Source organism: Streptomyces sp. NPDC090798, from assembly GCF_044768965.1.
Classification (GTDB): Bacteria; Actinomycetota; Actinomycetes; order Streptomycetales; family Streptomycetaceae; genus Streptomyces.
The window spans coordinates 362805-381871 of the sequence record NZ_JBIVXA010000003.1 but is presented as its reverse complement, the minus strand read 5'-3'; the positions used below and the strand labels follow the sequence as shown (position 1 = coordinate 381871).

14 protein-coding genes and 2 tRNA genes are annotated in these 19067 nt (G+C 70.2%); 4 read left to right on the top strand and 12 right to left on the bottom strand.

Annotated elements, in window-relative coordinates; genetic code table 11:
* The first annotated feature begins 22 nt into the window (after positions 1-22).
* Positions 23-1696 (top strand): hypothetical protein, encoded by a 1674-nt coding sequence (locus ACIQTP_RS09285; RefSeq protein ID WP_402047847.1) that lies wholly within the window; start codon positions 23-25, stop codon positions 1694-1696.
* Positions 1697-1823: 127 nt separating this feature from the next.
* Here the strand turns inward: ACIQTP_RS09285 and ACIQTP_RS09280 are convergent, their stop codons facing one another.
* Positions 1824-2384 carry an HIT domain-containing protein gene (locus tag ACIQTP_RS09280; protein WP_095855764.1) on the bottom strand — a complete coding sequence of 187 codons (561 nt, stop codon included), beginning with the start codon at positions 2382-2384 and terminating at the stop codon, positions 1824-1826.
* Between the two features lie 67 nt (positions 2385-2451).
* On the opposite strand from ACIQTP_RS09280, the gene ACIQTP_RS09275 reads away from it, so the two are divergent.
* A complete protein-coding gene (locus ACIQTP_RS09275; protein WP_403397833.1) occupies positions 2452-3144 on the top strand; it encodes a potassium channel family protein in 693 nt (230 codons plus the stop codon).
* Positions 3145-3207: 63 nt separating this feature from the next.
* Here the strand turns inward: ACIQTP_RS09275 and thrS are convergent, their stop codons facing one another.
* The 3 genes from thrS to ACIQTP_RS09260 all read right to left on the bottom strand — a co-directional run bounded on the left by thrS (position 3208) and on the right by ACIQTP_RS09260 (position 7102).
* Positions 3208-5184, bottom strand: a complete 1977-nt coding sequence (thrS, locus tag ACIQTP_RS09270; RefSeq protein ID WP_403397831.1) for a threonine--tRNA ligase — start codon at positions 5182-5184, stop codon at positions 3208-3210.
* 119 nt (positions 5185-5303) lie between these two features.
* Entirely contained in the window at positions 5304-6539 is a 1236-nt protein-coding gene (locus ACIQTP_RS09265; RefSeq protein ID WP_403397829.1) for a hypothetical protein, read from the bottom strand.
* Positions 6536-7102: a DUF4365 domain-containing protein gene (locus ACIQTP_RS09260; protein WP_054233932.1), complete on the bottom strand. Its 567-nt coding sequence runs from the start codon at positions 7100-7102 to the stop codon at positions 6536-6538. The genes ACIQTP_RS09265 and ACIQTP_RS09260 overlap by 4 nt, the downstream gene beginning before the upstream one ends.
* 170 nt (positions 7103-7272) lie before the next feature.
* Between ACIQTP_RS09260 and ACIQTP_RS09255 the strand changes: the two genes are divergently transcribed.
* Positions 7273-7998 (top strand): 3'-5' exonuclease, encoded by a 726-nt coding sequence (locus ACIQTP_RS09255; protein WP_402047834.1) that lies wholly within the window; start codon positions 7273-7275, stop codon positions 7996-7998.
* 56 nt (positions 7999-8054) lie between these two features.
* On the opposite strand, the gene ACIQTP_RS09250 is transcribed toward ACIQTP_RS09255, so the two are convergent.
* Positions 8055-8126: transfer RNA gene (locus tag ACIQTP_RS09250), tRNA-Val, on the bottom strand.
* A gap of 62 nt (positions 8127-8188) precedes the next feature.
* Positions 8189-8635 carry an SRPBCC family protein gene (locus ACIQTP_RS09245; protein ID WP_403397826.1) on the bottom strand — a complete coding sequence of 149 codons (447 nt, stop codon included), beginning with the start codon at positions 8633-8635 and terminating at the stop codon, positions 8189-8191.
* Positions 8636-8723: 88 nt separating this feature from the next.
* On the opposite strand from ACIQTP_RS09245, the gene ACIQTP_RS09240 reads away from it, so the two are divergent.
* A complete protein-coding gene (locus tag ACIQTP_RS09240) occupies positions 8724-11111 on the top strand; it encodes an SCO7613 C-terminal domain-containing membrane protein (protein WP_403397823.1) in 2388 nt (795 codons plus the stop codon).
* 111 nt (positions 11112-11222) lie between these two features.
* Here ACIQTP_RS09240 and ACIQTP_RS09235 read toward each other — a convergent pair whose 3' ends face one another.
* The 6 genes from ACIQTP_RS09235 to ACIQTP_RS09210 all read right to left on the bottom strand — a co-directional run bounded on the left by ACIQTP_RS09235 (position 11223) and on the right by ACIQTP_RS09210 (position 19026).
* Positions 11223-13955, bottom strand: coding sequence for a Tat pathway signal sequence domain protein (locus ACIQTP_RS09235; RefSeq protein WP_403397822.1), 2733 nt, complete (start codon positions 13953-13955; stop codon positions 11223-11225).
* A 78-nt stretch (positions 13956-14033) separates the two neighbouring features.
* Positions 14034-14657: a hypothetical protein gene (locus tag ACIQTP_RS09230; protein ID WP_403397820.1), complete on the bottom strand. Its 624-nt coding sequence runs from the start codon at positions 14655-14657 to the stop codon at positions 14034-14036.
* A gap of 1 nt (position 14658) precedes the next feature.
* Complete coding sequence (locus ACIQTP_RS09225) at positions 14659-15531, bottom strand: carbohydrate ABC transporter permease (RefSeq protein WP_403397818.1); 873 nt, start codon at positions 15529-15531, stop codon at positions 14659-14661.
* The gene (locus ACIQTP_RS09220; RefSeq protein WP_168490061.1) at positions 15528-16484 is read right to left on the bottom strand and encodes a carbohydrate ABC transporter permease; all 957 of its coding nucleotides are present in this window, start codon (positions 16482-16484) and stop codon (positions 15528-15530) included. Before ACIQTP_RS09220 ends, ACIQTP_RS09225 begins: the two co-directional genes overlap by 4 nt.
* An 11-nt stretch (positions 16485-16495) precedes the next feature.
* Positions 16496-17821 carry an ABC transporter substrate-binding protein gene (locus ACIQTP_RS09215; RefSeq protein ID WP_403397816.1) on the bottom strand — a complete coding sequence of 442 codons (1326 nt, stop codon included), beginning with the start codon at positions 17819-17821 and terminating at the stop codon, positions 16496-16498.
* Between the two features lie 1130 nt (positions 17822-18951).
* Positions 18952-19026 (bottom strand) — tRNA-Val (locus tag ACIQTP_RS09210).
* Positions 19027-19067: the final 41 nt, after the last annotated feature.

Here is a 19067-nt window from a genome sequence, read left to right as displayed (position 1 = left end):
CGCAGGAGCGGGTGCGGCGGCGATGGGGGCGGAAGTGGCGTTCGACGGTTTCGATTTCACTCCCGGGGCGCAGGTGCCGCTCTCGGGTTCCGCGGGACAGACGGCGGCGACCTTCGCCCTGGCCTCGGCGGCGTACCGGGACAGCGATGTCGGCGAGATCCTCAAGACGAACAACCAGTGGCACGAGTCCACCGTCAGTTCAGGCCGCAAGTGGGCCACGATCTTCCGGCCCAACCTCGGCGAGGCCTTCGGGCGGGCGGTGGTGGACCGCATGCTGGGTGCCGGCCGCAAGCCCCTCATCCAGTCCTTCGGCACCGAGCCGCAGGTCGTCGTCGAGCACTGCCTCGCGGCGAACCGCATCCGCCGGGAGCGGGACAACTGGCTGTCGGCCGTCATGGTGCTGTGCGGTGTGCTGTTCCTGCCCGGACTGCTGGTCTGGCTGCTGGTCTTCCAGCTCCGGTCCATGATCGCCAAGCAGACGAACAAGCGCGCCGGCGCCCTCGGCACCACGCTCCTGGTCGCCTTCGGCGCCCTCGCCGTGGTCTTCCTCGTCCGCATGCCCTTCACCGGCTTCTGGGCCTGGTACGCGCGTGCGTCGGTGGTCCTCCCGGTGATCGGCTGGCTCTGGGCCAAGCAGATCTGCGAGCGGACCGCCAAGGACCTGCGTGAGCGCTGGGACAGCCTGCTGTCCGGCGGCGGCCTCGGCGCCAAGATCCCGGAGGCGGTGCCCGGCAGTCCGGGCGAGACGGCGGCCGAGCGGCTGCGCCAGGCCCTGGCCGCCCTCGGCGCCGAGCAGCAGTCCAACTCGGTGTTCTACGCCGGGCCCAAGGGCATACTCGGCATGGGCACCCGCTGGGGCAGCTGGCAGCTCGCCGAGGACCTCGTCCCCAAGGACCCGGACAAGGAGATCCACCCCTTCCGCAGCTGGGACGTCGTCCGCAACATCCACGACAAGCTCCGCATGCTGGAGCGCGGCCCGCTCAACACCGGTGGTTTCCCCACCCCTTCGATCAAGCACTGGATCGTCTCGCCGATCGGTGAGAACGCCAAGGAGGTGTCCCGGCCGGGCGGCACGGACGTCGAGGCGTACACGATCAAGAGCCACGCCATACAGGACATCTGCAACAAGCAGCAGTTCGGCAGCGGCCAGCGGCACTACCTGGGCGTGCAGTGGACCCTGTGGGACGGCCAGTTGATCATCACCATGCTGATCACCGTGACCGTGCTGCACGAGACGCTGCGCATCGAGGTCACCGGGCACGCCCTGGGTCCCGTGAACTCCCTGTTCACCAGCAAGCCCGAGGCCCCGACGAAGGAGGTCGCCAAGGCGGTCAAGTTCTGGGAGACCCGCAAGGTGAAGCTGCCGCTGGTCACCACGGACGAGGTCGTACGGCTCACCGCGCGCGCCCCGCTCACCGGGTACCCGCCGCTGCTGAACTGGCTCGGCGGCAAGCTGACGCTGCCCGAGCCGTTCGGCCTGCGGCACGCGTGGGCCGACCAGCCCTGGCGGCACCGCTTCATGGCCGACGACGCCCTGCGGGCGGCCACGCCGGTGCTCCGGGTCGTGCACGCGGCGGCGATCAAGGTGCTGGACGAGAACGGGGTCGACACGGAGAAGTTCGGTAACCGGTCGGCGTTCCTCAGCACGGCGGTGCAGGATCCGTCGCCTCGGAAGGCCGACCTCTACGATGCGTGAGCGGCGGAGGGGCGGGATGGGCCGGTGCGCAGAGTGACGGTCGTCGGGGGCTGGTCGCGCAGTTCCCCGCGCCCCTGAAGGGGCGCGTCGACGGGGGGGCACCTGTCAACGGGTCCCCCCGTTTGAACTAGTGCGTCGGCCAGGCCTCTGCCAGCATCTTGCGGGTGTCGGCCAGGAGCTGCGGGAGCACCTTGGTGTGGCCGACGACCGGCATGAAGTTGGTGTCGCCGCCCCAGCGGGGCACGATGTGCTGGTGGAGGTGGGCGGCGATGCCCGCGCCCGCCACCGTGCCCTGGTTCATGCCGATGTTGAAACCGTGCGCGCCCGAGGCGGTGCGCAGCGCGGTCATCGCCTGCTTGGTCAGCTCGCCGAGCTCGGCGGTCTCCGGGTCGGTCAGGTCGGTGTAGTCCGCGACATGGCGGTAGGGCACGACCATGAGGTGGCCGCCGTTGTACGGGTACAGGTTGAGCACCGCGTACACCTGCTCACCGCGCCTCACGATGAGCCCGTCCTCGTCGGACTTGGCGGGGATCGAGCAGAACGGACAGCCGTCGTCGGCCCCCGGGCCGGTGGGCTTGTTCTCGCCCTGGATGTAAGCCATCCGGTGGGGCGTCCACAAGCGCTGGAACGCGTCCTGCGTTCCCACTCCGATCTGCTGCTCCGGCTCACTCGTCATGTGGTGCAGCATATTGCTTCGCCCGTTCGCGGCGTGTCGGCGGGGCTCTCCCGAATGCTCTCCGGGCCAAGCTGGGCCGATGGACGACGACAGCCGACAGGCCCGGTGGGAACGGCGCACCGAGGTCCCGCTCAGCCTGGCCTCGGTGTCGTTTCTCGCCGCCTACGCCGTGCTGGTCCTCGGGCACACGCTGCCCGTCGTCTGGCGGGAGGTCTGTCTGGCGGCGATGCTGGCCGCCTGGGCGCTGTTCGGCGTCGACTACGCGGTGCGCTGGCGCCTGAGCGGGCAGCGCCTCGGCTTCGTCCGCGCGCACCCGGTGGACACCCTGGCGCTCCTGCTGCCGCTGCTTCGTCCACTGCGCATCGTCAAGGTCTACGAGGCCGTGCAGCGTCATCATGGAGAGCCCCGTCTCTCCCTGCACGCGCGCGTGGTCTTCTACGCGGGGTTGTCGGCCGCGCTGCTCGGTTTCGCGGGCTCCCTCGCCGTCTACCAGCAGGAGCGCGGGGCACCGGGCGCCTCGATCCGCACCTTCGGGGACTCGGTGTGGTGGACCTGCACCACGCTCACGACGGTGGGGTACGGAGACGTGGTGCCGGTGACCCCGATGGGGCGCACGATCGCGTCGGTGCTGATGGTGTGCGGTCTGGCACTGCTCGGCGCGGTGACCGGCTCGTTCTCGTCCTGGCTGCTCCAGGTGTTCGCCCGCGAGGACGAGAACGATGAGAACAGGTACGACCAGATCAGGGACAAGGAGAGGCCCCCGGGGAGCTGAGCTCTCCGGGGGCCTTCGGCCACGTACGCGTCAAGGAGGCACCGTACGTGTCGCACCTGCGCGTCAGACCTGTGCGCGCTCCTCGACGACCTTCATGATCTTGGCGATCGCCTCGTCGACCGGGATGCCGTTCTCCTGCGAGCCGTCGCGGTAGCGGAAGGAGACGGCGCCGGCCGCCATGTCCTCGTCGCCCGCGATGACCATGAAGGGCACCTTCTGCTTCTGGGCGTTGCGGATCTTCTTCTGCATACGGTCGGAGGAGGCGTCGACCTCGACCCGCAGACCCTTCTTCTTCGCCTCGGTGGCGAACTTCTGCAGGTACTCCACGTGCGCGTCGCCGATCGGGATGCCGACCGCCTGCACGGGCGCCAGCCAGGCCGGGAACGCGCCCGCGTAGTGCTCGAGGAGCACCGCGAAGAACCGCTCGATGGAGCCGAACAGCGCGCGGTGGATCATCACCGGACGCTGCTTGGAGCCGTCGGGGCCGGTGTACTCCAGGTCGAAGCGCTCCGGCAGGTTGAAGTCCAGCTGCACGGTCGACATCTGCCAGGTCCGGCCGATCGCGTCCTTGGTCTGGACGGAGATCTTCGGACCGTAGAAGGCGGCGCCGCCCGGGTCCGGGACGAGCGGGAGGCCCTGCTTCTCGGCCACCTGCCGCAGCGTCTCGGTGGCCTCCTCCCAGACCTCGTCGGAGCCGACGAACTTCTCCGGGTCCTTGGTGGACAGCTCCAGGTAGAAGTCGGTCAGGCCGTAGTCGCGCAGCAGGTTCAGGACGAAGGTGAGCGTCTTGTCGAGCTCCTCCGCCATCTGCTCCTTGGTGCAGTAGATGTGCGCGTCGTCCTGCGTGAAGCCACGGGCGCGGGTCAGGCCGTGCACGACGCCCGACTTCTCGTACCGGTACACGGTCCCGAACTCGAAGAGGCGCAGCGGCAGTTCACGGTACGAGCGGCCGCGCGCGTCGAAGATCAGGTTGTGCATCGGGCAGTTCATGGGCTTGAGGTAGTAGTCCACGCCCTCGTCGAGCTGCATGGGCGGGTACATGCCGTCGGCGTACCAGTCCAGGTGGCCCGAGGTCTCGAAGAGCTTCCCCTTCGTCGCGTGCGGGGTGTAGACGAACTCGTAGCCCTCCTCCTCGTGGCGGCGGCGCGAGTAGTCCTCCATGACCCGGCGGATGATGCCGCCCTTGGGGTGGAAGACGGCGAGGCCGGAGCCGATCTGGTCCGGGATGGAGAAGAGGTCCAGCTCGCTGCCCAGCTTGCGGTGGTCGCGCTTCTCGGCCTCGATCAGGAAGTCGAGGTGCGCCTTCAGCTCCTCCTTGGAGGGCCAGGCCGTGCCGTAGATGCGCTGGAGCATGGGGTTCTTCTCGCTGCCGCGCCAGTAGGCGGCCGCGTTGCGCATCAGCTTGAAGGCCGGGATGTTGCGGGTGGTGGGCAGGTGGGGACCGCGGCAGAGGTCCTTCCAGCACAGCTCGCCGGTCTTGGCGTCCAGGTTGTCGTAGATCGTCAGCTCGCCACCGCCGACCTCGACGTCCGCGCCGTCGTCCGAGGACGCGGAGCCCTTGATGCCGATGAGCTCCAGCTTGTACGGCTCCGCGGCGAGCTCCTCGCGGGCGTCCTCGTCGGTGACCACACGACGGGAGAAGCGCTGGCCACGCTTCTGGATCTCCTGCATCTTCTTCTCGATGGCCTTGAGATCCTCGGGCGTGAACGGCCGCTCGACGTCGAAGTCGTAGTAGAAGCCGTCCTTGACCGGCGGGCCGATGCCCAGCTTGGCCTCGGGGAAGAGCTCCTGCACGGCCTGCGCCATGACGTGCGCGGTGGAGTGGCGCAGGATGTTGAGGCCGTCCTGGGAGGAGATCTCGACGGGCTCGACCTCCTCGCCGTCCCGCACCTCGTACGCGAGGTCCTTGAGTTCGCCGGCCACGCGGGCCGCGACGATGGTGCGCTCGCCCGTGAAGAGGTCGGCGGCCGTAGTGCCCGTCGTCACCACGCGCTCTTCCCGCTCGGAATCGCGTTGGATGATCACACGGACGTCTGACACCGGTCTCTCCTGACTGAAGGGGACGCGCACCTTTTTATTGCGCACGCAATTCAAGGGCGATCGTACCGAGCCCGGGGCACCCTCCGCGAAACGGTTGCCGGCAAAGCTCCACAAAGCCCTCAGTCCCCGCCGCACGCCTCCTCGAAGAAGGCCGTGATCTCTGCGGTCTCCTGGAGCGACTTCATCAGCCGGTCCCGCTCGGCCTCGTCCACCTGCACCGGTACGACCCCGGAGGCGTCGGTGAGCCTGCGGAAGCCGCCGCGGCTCTCCAGCCGCCCCAGCACCCGCACCGGCAGCCCGACCAGATGGGCGTGGCCCGCTATCCGGTACGCCTCCTCGTCGAGCGTCATGCGGACGTGCTGGACCTCCGCTCCCGCGATCACCCGTAGCCGCACGGTCCCCTCGCCACGCGGCTGGGACCTGCGCATCCGCACCACGGTTCCGGTGAGGCGCACCGGTACGGACGGCTCGGCGCGCAGATAGCGGGCCCCGGCCTCGCGCAGGACGGGCAGGTCGCCGGGCGAGAACTCGACGGCCTCGTCGGGCGCCGCACAGCCCTCGGGGACCCCGGCGGCGGGCGCCCACTCGACGGCGATCCGGGCGCCCTCCGTGCCGCGCACGAGGGCGACGACGGCCTCGGTGAGTTCATGGCTGACGCCCGCCTCGACGGCCGCGTCGAAGGCGTCCATACCGCCGGTGGCGCGCTGGTAGTCGATGGCCTCGCGGACGGCGTACAGCGCCTGGTGCAGGCGTACGGAGAGCGGCCGGCCGGTGTCGACGGGCACGAAGGCGGTGAGCCGGCGCCCGCCGGGGTCGGCGCCGACAAGGATGTTCTCCAGGGAAGCGGCGGCGGGCCTGCGGTGGCGGACGCCGTAATAGCCCGCACGCGCGCGGGTGGCGAGCGCCGCCGCTAGCAGCATCGAGCGGGCGGCCGAGCGCAGCCGCTCCTCCACGCTCCAGGACGTGGCGCCCACGGGTCCGGTCGGCACATCGCGCCACCAGCGGATCTCGTCGCTGGGCACGGCGAGGGCGACCAGGACGTCGCGCGCGGACGGCGCGCCACTGCGGGAGAGCGCGACGAGCGCCTCGCCGAGGAGGTCGTCGCTGTCGGGGAAGGCCCGGTTCTCCGGCACGAGCAGGCTCGTGCCGCCGCCACCGGGCCCGGGTGGGGTCCAGCGGCCGTACCGTCCGGCCGCTCCGCCGCGGCGCTGCCAGCCGTGGCGTTGCAGCAGCGCGCTGAGGACGGCGGGGTCGACCTGGCCCGGCTCGGGCGGCTCGGTCCAGTGGGACTCGACGGGGTGCGGCCTGACCGGCCGGAGCGGTTCGCCGATGGAGTCGATGGGGCGGTGTGTCAAGGTTTCCCTCCCGTCCCGACCCTCGTCATGATCTCGCAGAGCGCCCTGTCGTCGAAGATGCGCGAGGTCGGTATACGCACGGTGGTCCGGCGCCGGCCGGTGATCGCGTGGCCGGCGAGGTTGATCCAGTAGCAGCAGTGCCGCAGGTCGAGGCGGTCGTGGCTGGCGCGCAGCCAGTCGTCCTGGGACCTGGGCACGAGCATCACGACCAGGATCTTGTGCACCGAGACCGGGGTGCGGGCGAGCTTCGCCAGGTGCTCGTTGTCGAGCGTGAAGGAGAAGGCGGGCCCGGGCGGGTTCGGCGGGATCTGGTACGTGCACTTGAGCTGCACCTTGATGGTGACTTCGTCGTCGACCGTGTGCCCGGGGGCGCTGTGGCTGACGTGCCAGTCGATGCCGTTGTCGGGAAAGGGCTGGGACAGCGAACAGCCCGCCGCGGCCGCGACGGCGTGCAAGTAGCCCACCTGCAAGGTCTCCATGCAGGCGGTGGTGGCGAGTGTGCCGCGATGGGGTGCCGTCCGCTGGGGCAGCAGCCCGCCCCGCTCGGGCTGCGCGAGTGCCATGAGTCCAACAGCCTTCCAAGCCAAGTGATTCCCCGCGACGGGCCGCTGAACTGCAAAGACCCGTACCTGTGTTGTCTCCTTCCGGCGTACGGCGCAAACAGCCCGGGTATCACCAAACAGGCAGAAGACGGTGCGTCAGCTGCCGTGGGTGAACGAGGAGTTGTGTACGTATGACGTGCTGGTACGAAGGCCCTTTGGCCGCGTTCGACACGGAGACCACGGGCGTGGACGTCGAGACCGACCGGATCGTGTCGGCCGCCGTCGTCGTCCAGGACGCCGCGGGTTCCCGGCCCCGGGTGACCCGCTGGCTGGTGAACCCGGGAGTGCCGGTGCCCGCGGGTGCGACGGCGGTGCACGGGCTGACAGACGAACACCTTCAGCGCAACGGCCGCTGGCCGTCGCCTGTGATGGACGAGATAGCCAGGGTGCTGGGCGAACAGGCCGCGGCGGGCCGCCCGCTCGTCGTGATGAACGCGCCGTTCGATCTGACGCTCCTGGACCGGGAGTTGCGCCGCCATCGCGCCACCTGTCTCGACCGGTGGTTCGAGCCGGCGCCGCTGCGCGTGCTCGATCCGCGGGTTCTGGACAAACATCTGGACCGCTATCGCAAGGGCCGCCGCACCCTGACCGACCTGTGCGCGCACTACGACGTGGTGCTGGAGGGCGCGCACGACGCGGCGGCGGACGCACTGGCCGCCATGGAGGTCGTACGAGCCGTGGGGCGTCGTTTCGCCACCCGGCTGGAGCGGCTCTCCCCCGCCGAGCTGCACACCCTGCAGTCGGTGTGGCACGCGGCACAGGCACGCGGCCTTCAGGCGTGGTTCGCGCGCAGCGGTACGCCGGAGGCGGTGGATCCGGCGTGGCCACTGCGTCCGGAACTGCCGGCGGCGGCCTGAGTGCGTGCGGGACAACGAAAAACCGGTCCGTCTGTGACGGACCGGTCTTTTCCGGGTGGGCGATACTGGGTTCGAACCAGTGACCTCTTCGGTGTGAACGAAGCGCTCTCCCACTGAGCTAATCGCCCGGGAACGCACTGAACAATACAGGTCCCTGCGGGTGTGGTTCAAACCGCTTCGAGGTGAGCCGTCAGTCACCCGTGAGCCGGGCCGCCAGTCCGCGCTGTCCCGCGCGCATCATCAGGGCGTGGTTGGCGCGGAACACCGGCCGTCCCGGCACCGCGAACCGCAGCAGCAGCGGCTTGCTCACATCGACCTCCTGGTCGTACTGGGCGCGGGTGCCGGACCCGGCGGTGGTGAGCGTCCAGCGCGCCCAGCCGTCGAGGTCGCCCGCCATGGCGATCTCCAGGACCCCGGCCGCCGGGTCGCGGCGCAGCTCGCGCGCAGTGAACACCAGGTCGTACGGCAGGAGCGAGCGGATGCGCATGGTGCCGCTGCGTTCGTCGATCCGGGTCACCTCACGGACCTGGGGCCACCAGCGCGGGTAGTCCTCGGCCTGTTCGAGAACGGGGAAGACCTCGGCGGGCGGCGCGGGCAGGGCCCACACACTGCGGAAGCGGTAATGGCTCCAGTCCATGGACGGAGTGTGCCCGACCGGCGGCTGAGTACGGCATGAGTACGCGCACTCATGCCGCAGAAGGTGGCCGGGGCCACACTCCGGGGATATGACCCACCTTCCGCCCCCGGCCGAGGAGTTGCGGCTCCTGGACACCGAGCTGCGGCAACTCGACGCGCGCCGGGCCCTGTTGCTGGCTCGCCGGGCCTGGCTGATCACCGCGCTCCGGCCGCCCGTGGCTCCGCCGCCCCCGCCTCCGCCCGTACGCCGGCCCGAGACCACCGCGCCCCGCGTCCAGAACCTGCTGCTCGTCCTGGGTGGCATCCTCCTGACCGTCGCCGCGATCGCGTTCACGCTGGTCAGCTGGGGCCGGATGGGGATCGCCGGGCGGGCGCTGGTGCTGGGCGCGGTGACACTGGCCGCGCTCGGCTCACCCCTGCTCCTGCTCCGGCGCAGGCTGCGCTCGACGGCGGAGGCCGTGGCGGGGCTGGGACTCGCGCTGACGGTCCTGGACGTGTACGCGCTGCACGAGGCCGTCTTCCCCGACACGAACGGCCTGGGCTACGCGGCCCTCGCGTCGGCCCTGTTGGCGGCCCTGTGGACGGCGTACGGACTCACGCTCGGCGGCCCGCGCCGGCCGGCCGGCGAACCGGCCGCCCCCGCGCGGCTCCCGCTGCGCCTGCCCCTGCCGACCGCGCTGGCCGCCGCGCAGCTCCCGCTGATCCTCTGGGCGGCCGCGGCCGACGCGGGCGCCCCCGCCATGACGGCCGCGTTGCTGGTCACGGCGGCGCTCGACACGGCCGTCGCGCTCCGGGTGCGCGTGCCGTCCGTACGTCTCGTCGCCGCCGTGGGTGCGTACGGCCTGGGCGGCTGGGGCTCCTTCGCGGCCGGCTGGCTGTCCTGGACGGCCACCGGTCCGAGCGCCGTCGCCCGTGCGGCGGCGCTCCTCCTCTTCGCCGGGGCGATCGCTCTGGCGGCGGCGTGGCGGCTGCCGGACAACGTCGCCACCTGGGTCGCCTCGGCCGGCGGCCTGCTCTCGGTCGCCGCGCTCGGTGGCGTCCCGCCCGCGTCGCTGCCGGGCGACTGGACGGTTTTGGGGTATCTGGTCTGCGCCGTGGCCCTGTTGGCGGCCGTACGCACCCGGCTCCCCGAGCCGATGAGGCGCGGCCTCGCTTTGGCGGCCGGCTCCGTGCAGGCGGTCGCGGTGGTGTGGGCGCTGCCGCCGGTCGCCGTCGCGCTGCTGGGCCCGGCGGCCTGGGTGGGACGTGTCTGGACCGGCGCCCCGCCGACCGCGCGCGAGGCGGTCACGACCGACGGCGTCCCCTGGCCTCCATACGCGGCCACGGCCCCGCTCGTCCTCGTGGTCGTCGCCACCGTCCTCGCCCTGGGCGTCCGCGGTACGCAGTGGCGTCCCAGGGCGACGATCGGCGCCTGGGCCCTCGCCTGGGCGGCCGCGCTCGTCCTTCCCGCGGCCCTCGACATCCCTTACTGGGCCGGGATGTCGGCGCAAGGACTCACGATCGTGGCGGCGTCGGCGTACGTCGCCCGCTCGGCGGAGGCGCGCCCGGTCCCCTTCCTCCTGGCCCTTGTCAGCTCGGTGAGCCTCGCGTGCCTCTCCCTCGCCGCCGAGGGCACGACCCTCGGCGTCCTCGCCACGCTGACCGTGCTGTTCGCCGCCGTGTCCGGGCGCTCGCGGCTCGCCCCGGTCGCCGCCCTCACGTACGCCACCGCGCTGGCCTGTGCCGTGGGCGCGTCCCTCGGCTGGCAGTCGCAGTACATCGCGCTGCTGGTCCTCCTCGTACCGGTCGTCGCCGCCCTGCTCGCGGCGCGCCTCGCCGACTCCCCCGCGCGGGTGCCCGTCGAGGTGGCGGGCGCCGTCGCCGGGCTGTTCGCCGTCGGCCTCGCGGTGACCGATCCGCCGTTGCTGGCCCCGGTCCTGGCCCTGTGCGGAGTGATCGCCGCGGGCACCGCCGTACGAGAGGACCGGCGGTCCGCCGGTTACGCGGCCACCGCCCTGTTCGTGCTGGCCGCCTGGGTCCGGCTGGCGTGCTGGGGCGTCGGCTCGGTCGAGGCGTACACACTGCCGGTGACGGTCCCGGCGCTGCTGGTGGGGGCGGTCGGGCGCCGCAAGGATCCGCTGACCTCGTCCTGGACGGCGTACGGAGCGGGGCTGTCGGTCACGCTCGTGCCGAGTCTCCTGACGGCGTGGACCGACCCGGACTGGCCGCGCCCCCTGCTGCTCGGTGTCGCCGCCCTCGTGGTCACCCTCGTGGGTGCCCGGCACCGGCTGCGGGCCCCGCTCGTCCTCGGGGGCGGCGTGCTCGCGCTGGACGCCCTACACGAACTCGCCCCGTACCTCGTGCAGATGGCGGGCGCGCTGCCGCGTTGGGTGCCTCCCGCACTCGCCGGTCTGGTGCTGCTCGCACTCGGTGCGACGTACGAGCAGCGGATCCGGGACGCGCGACGCGTGCGGGACGTCCTCGGACGGATGCGCTGAAGGGACGGTCCGAAACCGCGGCCGCGTCGTGGCCGGTCGCGCAGTTCCCCGCGCCCCTGAAGGGGCGCGGCAGAACCCCCGGTTCAACGGATTCGTCCAGCGCCGATGGCCCTACGGCATCTTGTCGCCGAGCAGTGCCAGGTTCTCGATGGCGGCGAGGCCGTACAGGGCGCTGTCGTTCGAACTGACCCAGTTGGCCTCGCTGCCGGGAACCAGCGTGACCGGGCCGCTCAGTGGCTCGGTCTTCCAGGGCGAGGACTCCATGTAGCCGTCGGAGCTGTAGAACTTCGTCCACGCGCGCTTGGCGAGCGTCGCGTCGCCGGTCTGGACGGCGGCGTACGCGTCGAGGCGCGAGTGGCCCTGGAACAGCAGCAGGGAGCCGAAGTTGGAGCCGTAGCGTGCCGCCTGTTCGGTCTTGGTGGCGTTGAAGTAGCGGCAGTAGTCGAGATAGACCTCCTTGAACTTCGGCACGTCGACCAGGTCGATCAGCTCGGCGCACAGTTCGTTCAGGCCGAAGACGGCGGAGAGGTGCGAGACCGACACGACCGGCGCGGAGGCGATGGCGAACCTGCCGGTGTCGAGGTCGTACAGCCCGCTGCCCTGGACGAAGCCGTTGGGCTGGGCGGCGATGGTCTCCATCGTCGACAGCACGCGCGCCTTGGCCTTCTCCCACTTCGGGCCCTTGCGCTCCCACTCCGTGAGCCAGGCCGAGACCAGACCGCTCCAGTCGGTGCCGAAGCCGATGGACAGGGCGTGCCGGTCGGGGGTGTACGGCTCGGTGCGGATCTTGCGGATCGGGTCGAGGACGAGGAACGTCTCGTCGGAGTCGACGTTGGCGTGCATGAGGTCGCCGACCCGCTCGTCGGCGGTGAGGTAGTAGTAATAGCGGCGGTATGTGGTGTTGGCGATGCGCTGCTGTTTGGCGCTGTCGGCGTAGTGCTGCACGCCGTGCCGGGTGCCGAGGCCCGCCCACTGGCCGAGGTGGTAGACGTCGACCTCGCCGGTGTGCCGGGTGAGCGCCTCGGCGAAGCGGAAGATGTCCGAGCGGCCCGAGCGGAGATAGGCCATCCAGAGCCAGATGTCGGGCGACAGCTCAGAGTTGTCCCAGGCGTAGCCGCCGACGTCGTAGCGCCACTGGTGGCGCACGGTGTCGTACGAGTGCATGAAGTCGCCGTAGTCCCAGAAGCCGTACCAACGGCGCATCTCCACCTGGTCCTTGTAATAGGTGAAGAGGAAGTCGAGGTGGTCCTCGATCTTCGCCTTGGCGGCGGTGGAGCGGTCCGGCTCGGAGAAGAGACCGCCGAAGACCTTGGCCTTGATGAGCTGCTTGGGCGGGGCGGCGAGCTGCGGCAACACCCTTACGGCCGCGACCTGTTCGGCGAGCGTCTCGGGCGTGGGCGTCGACTCGTTGGCCCAGAAGAGGAGTTCGGAGGTGCGGGCGATGCCGTACGGGGTGCCGAACTCGGGTTCGTAGTCCTCGTAGGTGATGTTGAGGCCTTCGAGCTGTTCGGCGTACGTGTCCTGGCCCATGCCGTCGTGGTAGAAGCGCAGGTCCATGGGCTGCGCCTCGGGCGACCAGAGCCAGAGGGTCACCTCGGCCTCGTCGGTCGCCGCGTCGCGGATGTCGAGCTGCGCCGGGTACTTCTCCCAGAAGTCCCTGAGGCCGAAGGAGAGACCGCCGCTCGCCCCGCCGACGTAACCGAACCCGCTCGCCCGGCGTCCACCGCCCGCGCCGATCCAGCCGTGCCCCTTCTTGGTGCGCTTGCGCAGGGTGAAGCCGTCGGCGGAGAGCTGGGAGAGGGTGTAGTCGCCCCACTCGGGGATGTACTGGAGGCGGGTCGTCACCCGCTGGTCCCAGGTGGACGGGTCGGGCAGCTTCTCGCCCGCGAACTGGGCCGCCTGCACGGCCGTGCCCGGGTCGCGGCGCAGCCCGGTGATGCCCTGCACGGCCTCCCGCAGCAGACCGGAGCCGTCGCCGCCGATGCGGATGTGCCGGTCGTACGCCGCGTCGCGCATCGGCACGTTGAAGCGGACGCCGAGGCCGCGGATGAAGTCGCCGCTCGCCTTCCCCGGCTCCTGCTTCCCGTCGAAGGTGATGGTGTGCACCATCCGGAAGGAGTCGGCGCCCGCGTAGAAGTACAGCCGGATCGAGAACGGCAGCCAGCTGCGGCTGCCCTTGCGGTGCTTGCCGTCGATGCGGACGACGGCACGGACAGGACCCTCCTGCTCGACCGTGACCTGACCGATGACGCTCTCGAACCGCTCGTACTTCTCCGCGCCCTGGTCGTCGTCCTCGATCTCGGGCTGGCGGATCAGCACCAGCCGGCCGTCCTTGGCGATCTCGGTGGAGCCGCGCTTCACCGATCTGACGAGGGTGGAGCCGCTCTTGCCGATCTTCGCGGTGATGACGCCGGTCGAGATGTCGATGGTGCCGCCGCTCTTGTCGACGGTCACCTTCTTGTCGGGGGCGGCGGGCGCACCGGCGGCGAGCGTGAGCTTCCCGGAGCCGGAACTGACCGCGTGCGCCGTCCACTTGAGGGAGCCGTCCGGCCAGTAGGCGATCGGCCAGGACTGCACCGGCACGTCCTTGCCGGAGGCGTCGGTGAGCGCGAAGGTCTGCTCCTGCCGGTACGCGCCCTTCGGCCAGGGCACGCCGACGGTGGAGCCGGGGGCGGCGCCGAGAGCGCCGTCCTCCAGCCAGTCCAGGGTCACGGGGTCGGTGTCGGCGGCCTCGGATCCGGCGGTGGCCTGCGCGTTCGTGCTTCCCAGGGCCCAGCTGAACTGCGCGGCGGCTCCGGCGGCTGCGGCCGCCTTCAGCAGGGACCTGCGGGGGATGGGAGACATGGCCATTCCTTTCCGTGCGGGGAAGTCAGGGGCATGACAGAGAGAGGTACGACGCCGGGGCGCCGACCTGCGAGGAGCTCAGCGGCGGCGTGCCTCGACGGCGACGGCCGCCGCCGCGACGGCCCCCAGGACGGGGACCGCCAGCGGCGCGATGAACAGGGCGGAAGCGGCCACGACGGCCAGGCCGCCCACGAGCAGGAATGAACCGGCCGGATCGAGGACCGTACGGCGTCCTGCCTCCGCGAGCAGCGCCCGCCAGGAGGCTCCGGGTTCCCAGACGGCCGCCGCGCGCAGCCCGGCCACGGCGAGGCCGATCAGGGCGAAGAGACCGACGGCCCCGACGAGCGGGCCGCCGGGGATCCCGGCGCGCACGGCCTGGACGTCCACCCAGACCGCGGCCACCGCCGCCCAGCCGGCGACCCCGGCGATCCAGCCGCCCCGGACGGCGGCCCGGAAGTCGACGGCGAACTCTTTCAGGCCGCCCGCCTCGTGTGACGTGCGCCGCCGCAGATGCCGTGCACCGGCGGCGAACGCGGCGGGGTAGGTGACCAGGGGCAGCGAGCCCACCGCGATCCACACCCCGGTGAGCAGACACTCGGCGAACACGGCGAAGCGCTCGGCGAAGACGGATTCGCGGGGTGCCTTGCGCGCCTTCGCCCGCCTTTTCTGCTCCGCCCGCGCCCGCAGCCGGCTGGTGGCCATCTCAGCCCTTCAATCCGGAGGTCGCCATACCGTCGATCAGATAGCGCTGGAAGGCGAGGAAGAAGAGGAGTACGGGCAGCAGGGCGACCAGCGACATCGCGATCATGCCGCCGTAGTTGGCGACGCCCTCCTGGTCGCGGAACATCATCATGCCGAGCGAGACCGTGTACTTGCTGGGCTCGTTGAGGTAGATCAGCGGGCCCATGAAGTCGTTCCAGGCGTTGATGAAGGTGAAGATCGCGCTCGTGATGAGGGCGGGGCGGCACAGCGGCAGCACGATCGACCAGTAGATCCGCAGATGGCCACAGCCGTCGAGCCGGGCGGCCTCGTCCAGTTCGCGCGGCAGGTTCCGCATGAACTGCACCATGAGGAAGACGAAGAACGCCTCGGTGGCCAGGTACTTGCCGATCAGCAGCGGAACGTAGGTGTTGACCAGCTCCATCTTCTGGAACATCACGTACTGCGGGATGAGCAGCACGTGATACGGGAGCAGAAGTGTGCCGATCATGAGGGAGAACAGCAGGTTCCGCCCGGCGAACCGGATCTTGGCGAAGGCGTAGGCCGTCAGCGAGCAGGAGATGAGGATGCCGACGACGGAGCCGAGCGCGTAGAAGAGGGAGTTCTGGAAGAAGGTCACGATCGAGATGTCCGCGATGCCGTCGGCCAGGCCCTTGAAGTTGCCGAGGACGGGGCTGGTCGGGAACAGGTTCAGACTGCCGATGATGTCCCGGCTGGGCTTGAACGAGGCGCCGATGACCCAGATGACGGGATAGAGGACGACCGCGAGGATCAGCAGGGCGCCGATGTGCCAGACCAGCGAGCCGGTGCGCTTGCGGGTGCCGACTTCGAGGGGCTTGCGCAGGGTGGTGCTCATCGGGCGTCCTCCTCGTAGTGCACCCACCGCTTCTGGGACCAGAAGAGGACGGCCGTCACCAGCGCCACGGCGAGCAGCAGCATCCAGGCCATGGCGGACGCGAAGCCCATCTGGGACTCCTTGAAGCCCTTCTGGTACAGGTAGCAGGTGTAGACGAGCGTGGCGTCGGCCGGTCCGCACTGGGTGTTGGAGACCACGTAGGCGGAGCCGAAGATCTGGAAGGAGTGGATGGTCTCCAGGAGCACGTTGAAGAAGAGCACCGGCGAGATCATCGGCAGGGTGATGTTCCAGAACCTGCGGAACGGCCCGGCGCCGTCCACCTCCGCTGCCTCGTACAGCTCCCTCGGCACCTGCTTGAGTCCGGCGAGGAAGATCACCATGGGTGCGCCGAACTGCCAGACGGTGAGCGCGACCAGGCTGTAGAGCACCCAGTTCGGGTCGCCTACCCACCCTCCCGTGTGGAAGCCGAGGAACGACTGCGTACGGTCCACGATGGCGTCGTCGGAGAAGAGCGCGCGCCACACGAATCCGATGGAAACGCTCGCGCCGATGAGTGACGGGGCGTAGAAGGCCGCCCGATAGAAGGCCTGTCCGCGGCGGCTCTGCGCGAGCAGGAGGGCCACCCCTAGCGCGAGCAGCAGCTTGAGCGGGGTGCCGATGACGACGTACTTGGCCGTCACCTCGACCGACTTCTGCCACCGCGGATCGTGGAACATCTTGGTGAAGTTGTCGAAGCCGATCCACTTCGGCGAATTGAAGAGGTTGTAGTCGGTGAAGGCGAAGTAGAGGGAGGCGGCCATCGGGCCCGCGGTCAGCAGCAGGAAGCCCGCGATCCACGGGGACATGAAGAGATAGCCGGCGAGGTTTTCCCGGCGGCCCCGCCGCTTTTTGGCGGCGGGGGCCTCGGGGCGTATCTCCGGGGCGTCGGGCGGAGAGTCCTTGACGAGCGTCACGGCGGTTCCCATCAGGCGGCGAGGGCGGTCTTCGCCTCGGAGAAGAACTGCTTGACCGCGTCGGCGACCTTGGTCGTGCCCTGCGACATGTCACCGCCGATGCGCAGGAAGGCGGACTCGCAGGTGTCGGCGCCGGCCGGGTGCGGGGTGATGGTGCCGAGCACTCCGGCCGCGGCGACGTCCGTCTCGTACTTCGCGATCGCCCGGTTGGGCGCGTCGGTCGGCTTGTACGCGTCGAACTGCTCGGTGGTGGCGAGGATGCCCCGGTCGTAGCCCATGATCTTGCCGACCTCGGGGTCGTGGACCATGAAGTTGATGAACTGGGCGACCTCCTTGGGGTGCTTGGTGCGGGCGGAGGCGCTCAGCATCAGGGAGGCGAGGTACTGACCGGTCTGCTTGCCGTCGGTGGTCGGGATCGGCGCGAGGCCGTAGGTGCTGGTGCCCTCGGCGGTGTAGCGGACCGTGAAGTTGTCCCAGGTGAACTCGGAGGCGCCGTGTGCCGCCGAGAGGGAGGACTTGGGCTTGTCCTGCTCGACCCGCTTGGGATCGGTGACGATGCCTGCCTTGACGCGGTTGTAGCCGTCCGTCCACCACTCCGTCAGGTCGGCCTCGTCGAATCCGAGGCCGACCTTGGTGAAGAACGCCTTGCCGTTCTGCCGGAGGTAGAGGTCGTACAGGTACATGATGCTGAAGTAGCCGGTGTCGCCGGGCAGCTTCTGGGTGTCGTGGATCTTCTTCAGGGCGGCGAAGTACTCGTCCCAGGTCCAGCCCTGCTTCGGCTTGACGCCCGCCTCCTCAAACACCTTCTCGTCGATGACAAGTGACATGGTGTTGGATCCGACCGGAATACCGAGCTGCTTTCCGTCGACCTGACCGACCTTCTCGACTCCGGCGCGGAAGTTGTCGAGGCTCAGATTTCCCGCGTCTATCTGAGGCTTGAGGTCGAGCAGGATGCCTCTCTTGTCGTACTTCCGCAGGAATCCGACCGCGTTCTGGAATACGTCCGGGGGATTTCCGCCGGCGGCCTGGGTCTGGAACTTCTCCCAAAAGGCCACGTAATCCTGGAAGTCGGTCTTCACCTTGATCTTCGGGTACTTCTTCTCGAAGAGCGCGATGGACTGGTTGATCCTCTTCGCCCGCTCGTCGGCACCCCACCAGGCGTACCGGATCGTGACCGTCCCGTCCCCGGAACTGCCGCCGTCCCCGCCGCAGCCCGTCGTCGCGGCCAGCCCCAGCGTGGCCAGTGAAGCTCCGGCCGCCTTGAGGACCGTACGCCTCTCAACACTCCCGTTGTTTCCCACAGTCGGGCCTCCCCGCGACGTCGTTGCCACCTGCATGAATCGTTTCAAGTAAGCGCTTGCTGGCACAAGGTACGGAGGGCTTCCAGGCGCGTCAATGATTCGGACAGGAATTGATGTGACGCGGTTCGGCCGCGTGGCGGCGGGCGTTGGAGGTACCGCCCCCATGGAGACGCCCGAGTGTGCAGGTCCGGGGCGTGCGGTCGGGGTGTCGAACAGAAAACGACGGGTCGGGCGCGTGTGGGGCCGGGCCGAAAACAGCTGCCGGGCGGACGGGGACGCGGGGGCGGGGCGGGGCAGGGCGGGGGCGGAGGAGGGGGTGGACGGACCGAGAGTGAGAGGTCGCTGGGTGGGTTTTCGCGAGGGGTGACGGTCGAACTGGCGTACGCGTGGGTGGGGTTGATGGGGGGAGAGAGGCGGGCAGGGGGTGGGATTCGGGGGGCTCAGGTGGACCTGATCGGGTCCGGGTCGGTCCGGGCAGGCTGGGCGGGACGCGCCCGACGCGGGCGGCTGCTGCGTGTCCGAACGGCGACTCGCTCGCGTTGGTCCGGCGTCGGCCCTGGTCGACGGGTCGACGCGGGGGCGCGTCGCGCGAAGTGGCCTAGCGATGCGGTGTAGCGATGCGGAGTTCAAGACTTCGCGGGTCAATGCCTGCAACGCACCCGCCGCATCGCCGCACCCCGCGGCGATGCCCGCGAGCGGCGCGGACAACCGCGCGGCGGTCCGGCCGACGTCCCGCGCCGGACGGGCGAGCGGAGTACGTGGTCGCATGGCTTCACCGCATGACGGGAACGCCGCCGATGGAGGAGGGCGGGCGGTCGACAGGGGCGCCCTTAGGCCGACAGGGCCTAGGGAGGGAAGGGGCATCTAGTGAGGTCAGCGGCTTGGGGGGCACCGCTCGCCTGGAGTCCGTGCGGGGAAGGGCGTTCGGGGGTGCGGATGGGAGCGGGGGTGCCGGCGCTGATTCCGATGGCGGCTGCGACCGTGACTCCGGCTCCGATTCCGACGCCCGCGCGGAGACCAGTACCGCTTCTGGTACGTACTGGCACTGGCCCGGAGTGCGGCCCGTCCGTGCCGTGGGGGCGCGCTCCCCCGCCCTGCGGGGTGGTGCGGAAATGACGAAGGCGACCCTGCCCACGTAGTGCGTGGAACTGGGTCGCCTGTCGTGCTGGTGGGCGATACTGGGATCGAACCAGTGACCTCTTCGGTGTGAACGAAGCGCTCTCCCGCTGAGCTAATCGCCCGGGCGCAGGGAGAACATTACCCCATGTCAGGGGGTGGCTCC

Coding starts and splice junctions, on each gene's coding strand:
- ACIQTP_RS09280 (WP_095855764.1), bottom strand. CDS start 2,384: ATGCTGCACCACATGACGAGTGAGCCGGAGCAGCAGATCGGAGTGGGA.
- ACIQTP_RS09230 (WP_403397820.1), bottom strand. CDS start 14,657: ATGGCCACCAGCCGGCTGCGGGCGCGGGCGGAGCAGAAAAGGCGGGCG.
- ACIQTP_RS09225 (WP_403397818.1), bottom strand. CDS start 15,531: ATGAGCACCACCCTGCGCAAGCCCCTCGAAGTCGGCACCCGCAAGCGC.
- ACIQTP_RS09285 (WP_402047847.1), top strand. CDS start 23: ATGGGGGCGGAAGTGGCGTTCGACGGTTTCGATTTCACTCCCGGGGCG.
- ACIQTP_RS09240 (WP_403397823.1), top strand. CDS start 8,724: ATGACCCACCTTCCGCCCCCGGCCGAGGAGTTGCGGCTCCTGGACACC.
- ACIQTP_RS09260 (WP_054233932.1), bottom strand. CDS start 7,102: ATGGCACTCGCGCAGCCCGAGCGGGGCGGGCTGCTGCCCCAGCGGACG.
- ACIQTP_RS09275 (WP_403397833.1), top strand. CDS start 2,452: ATGGACGACGACAGCCGACAGGCCCGGTGGGAACGGCGCACCGAGGTC.
- ACIQTP_RS09235 (WP_403397822.1), bottom strand. CDS start 13,955: ATGTCTCCCATCCCCCGCAGGTCCCTGCTGAAGGCGGCCGCAGCCGCC.
- ACIQTP_RS09215 (WP_403397816.1), bottom strand. CDS start 17,821: ATGCAGGTGGCAACGACGTCGCGGGGAGGCCCGACTGTGGGAAACAAC.
- ACIQTP_RS09245 (WP_403397826.1), bottom strand. CDS start 8,635: ATGGACTGGAGCCATTACCGCTTCCGCAGTGTGTGGGCCCTGCCCGCG.
- ACIQTP_RS09255 (WP_402047834.1), top strand. CDS start 7,273: ATGACGTGCTGGTACGAAGGCCCTTTGGCCGCGTTCGACACGGAGACC.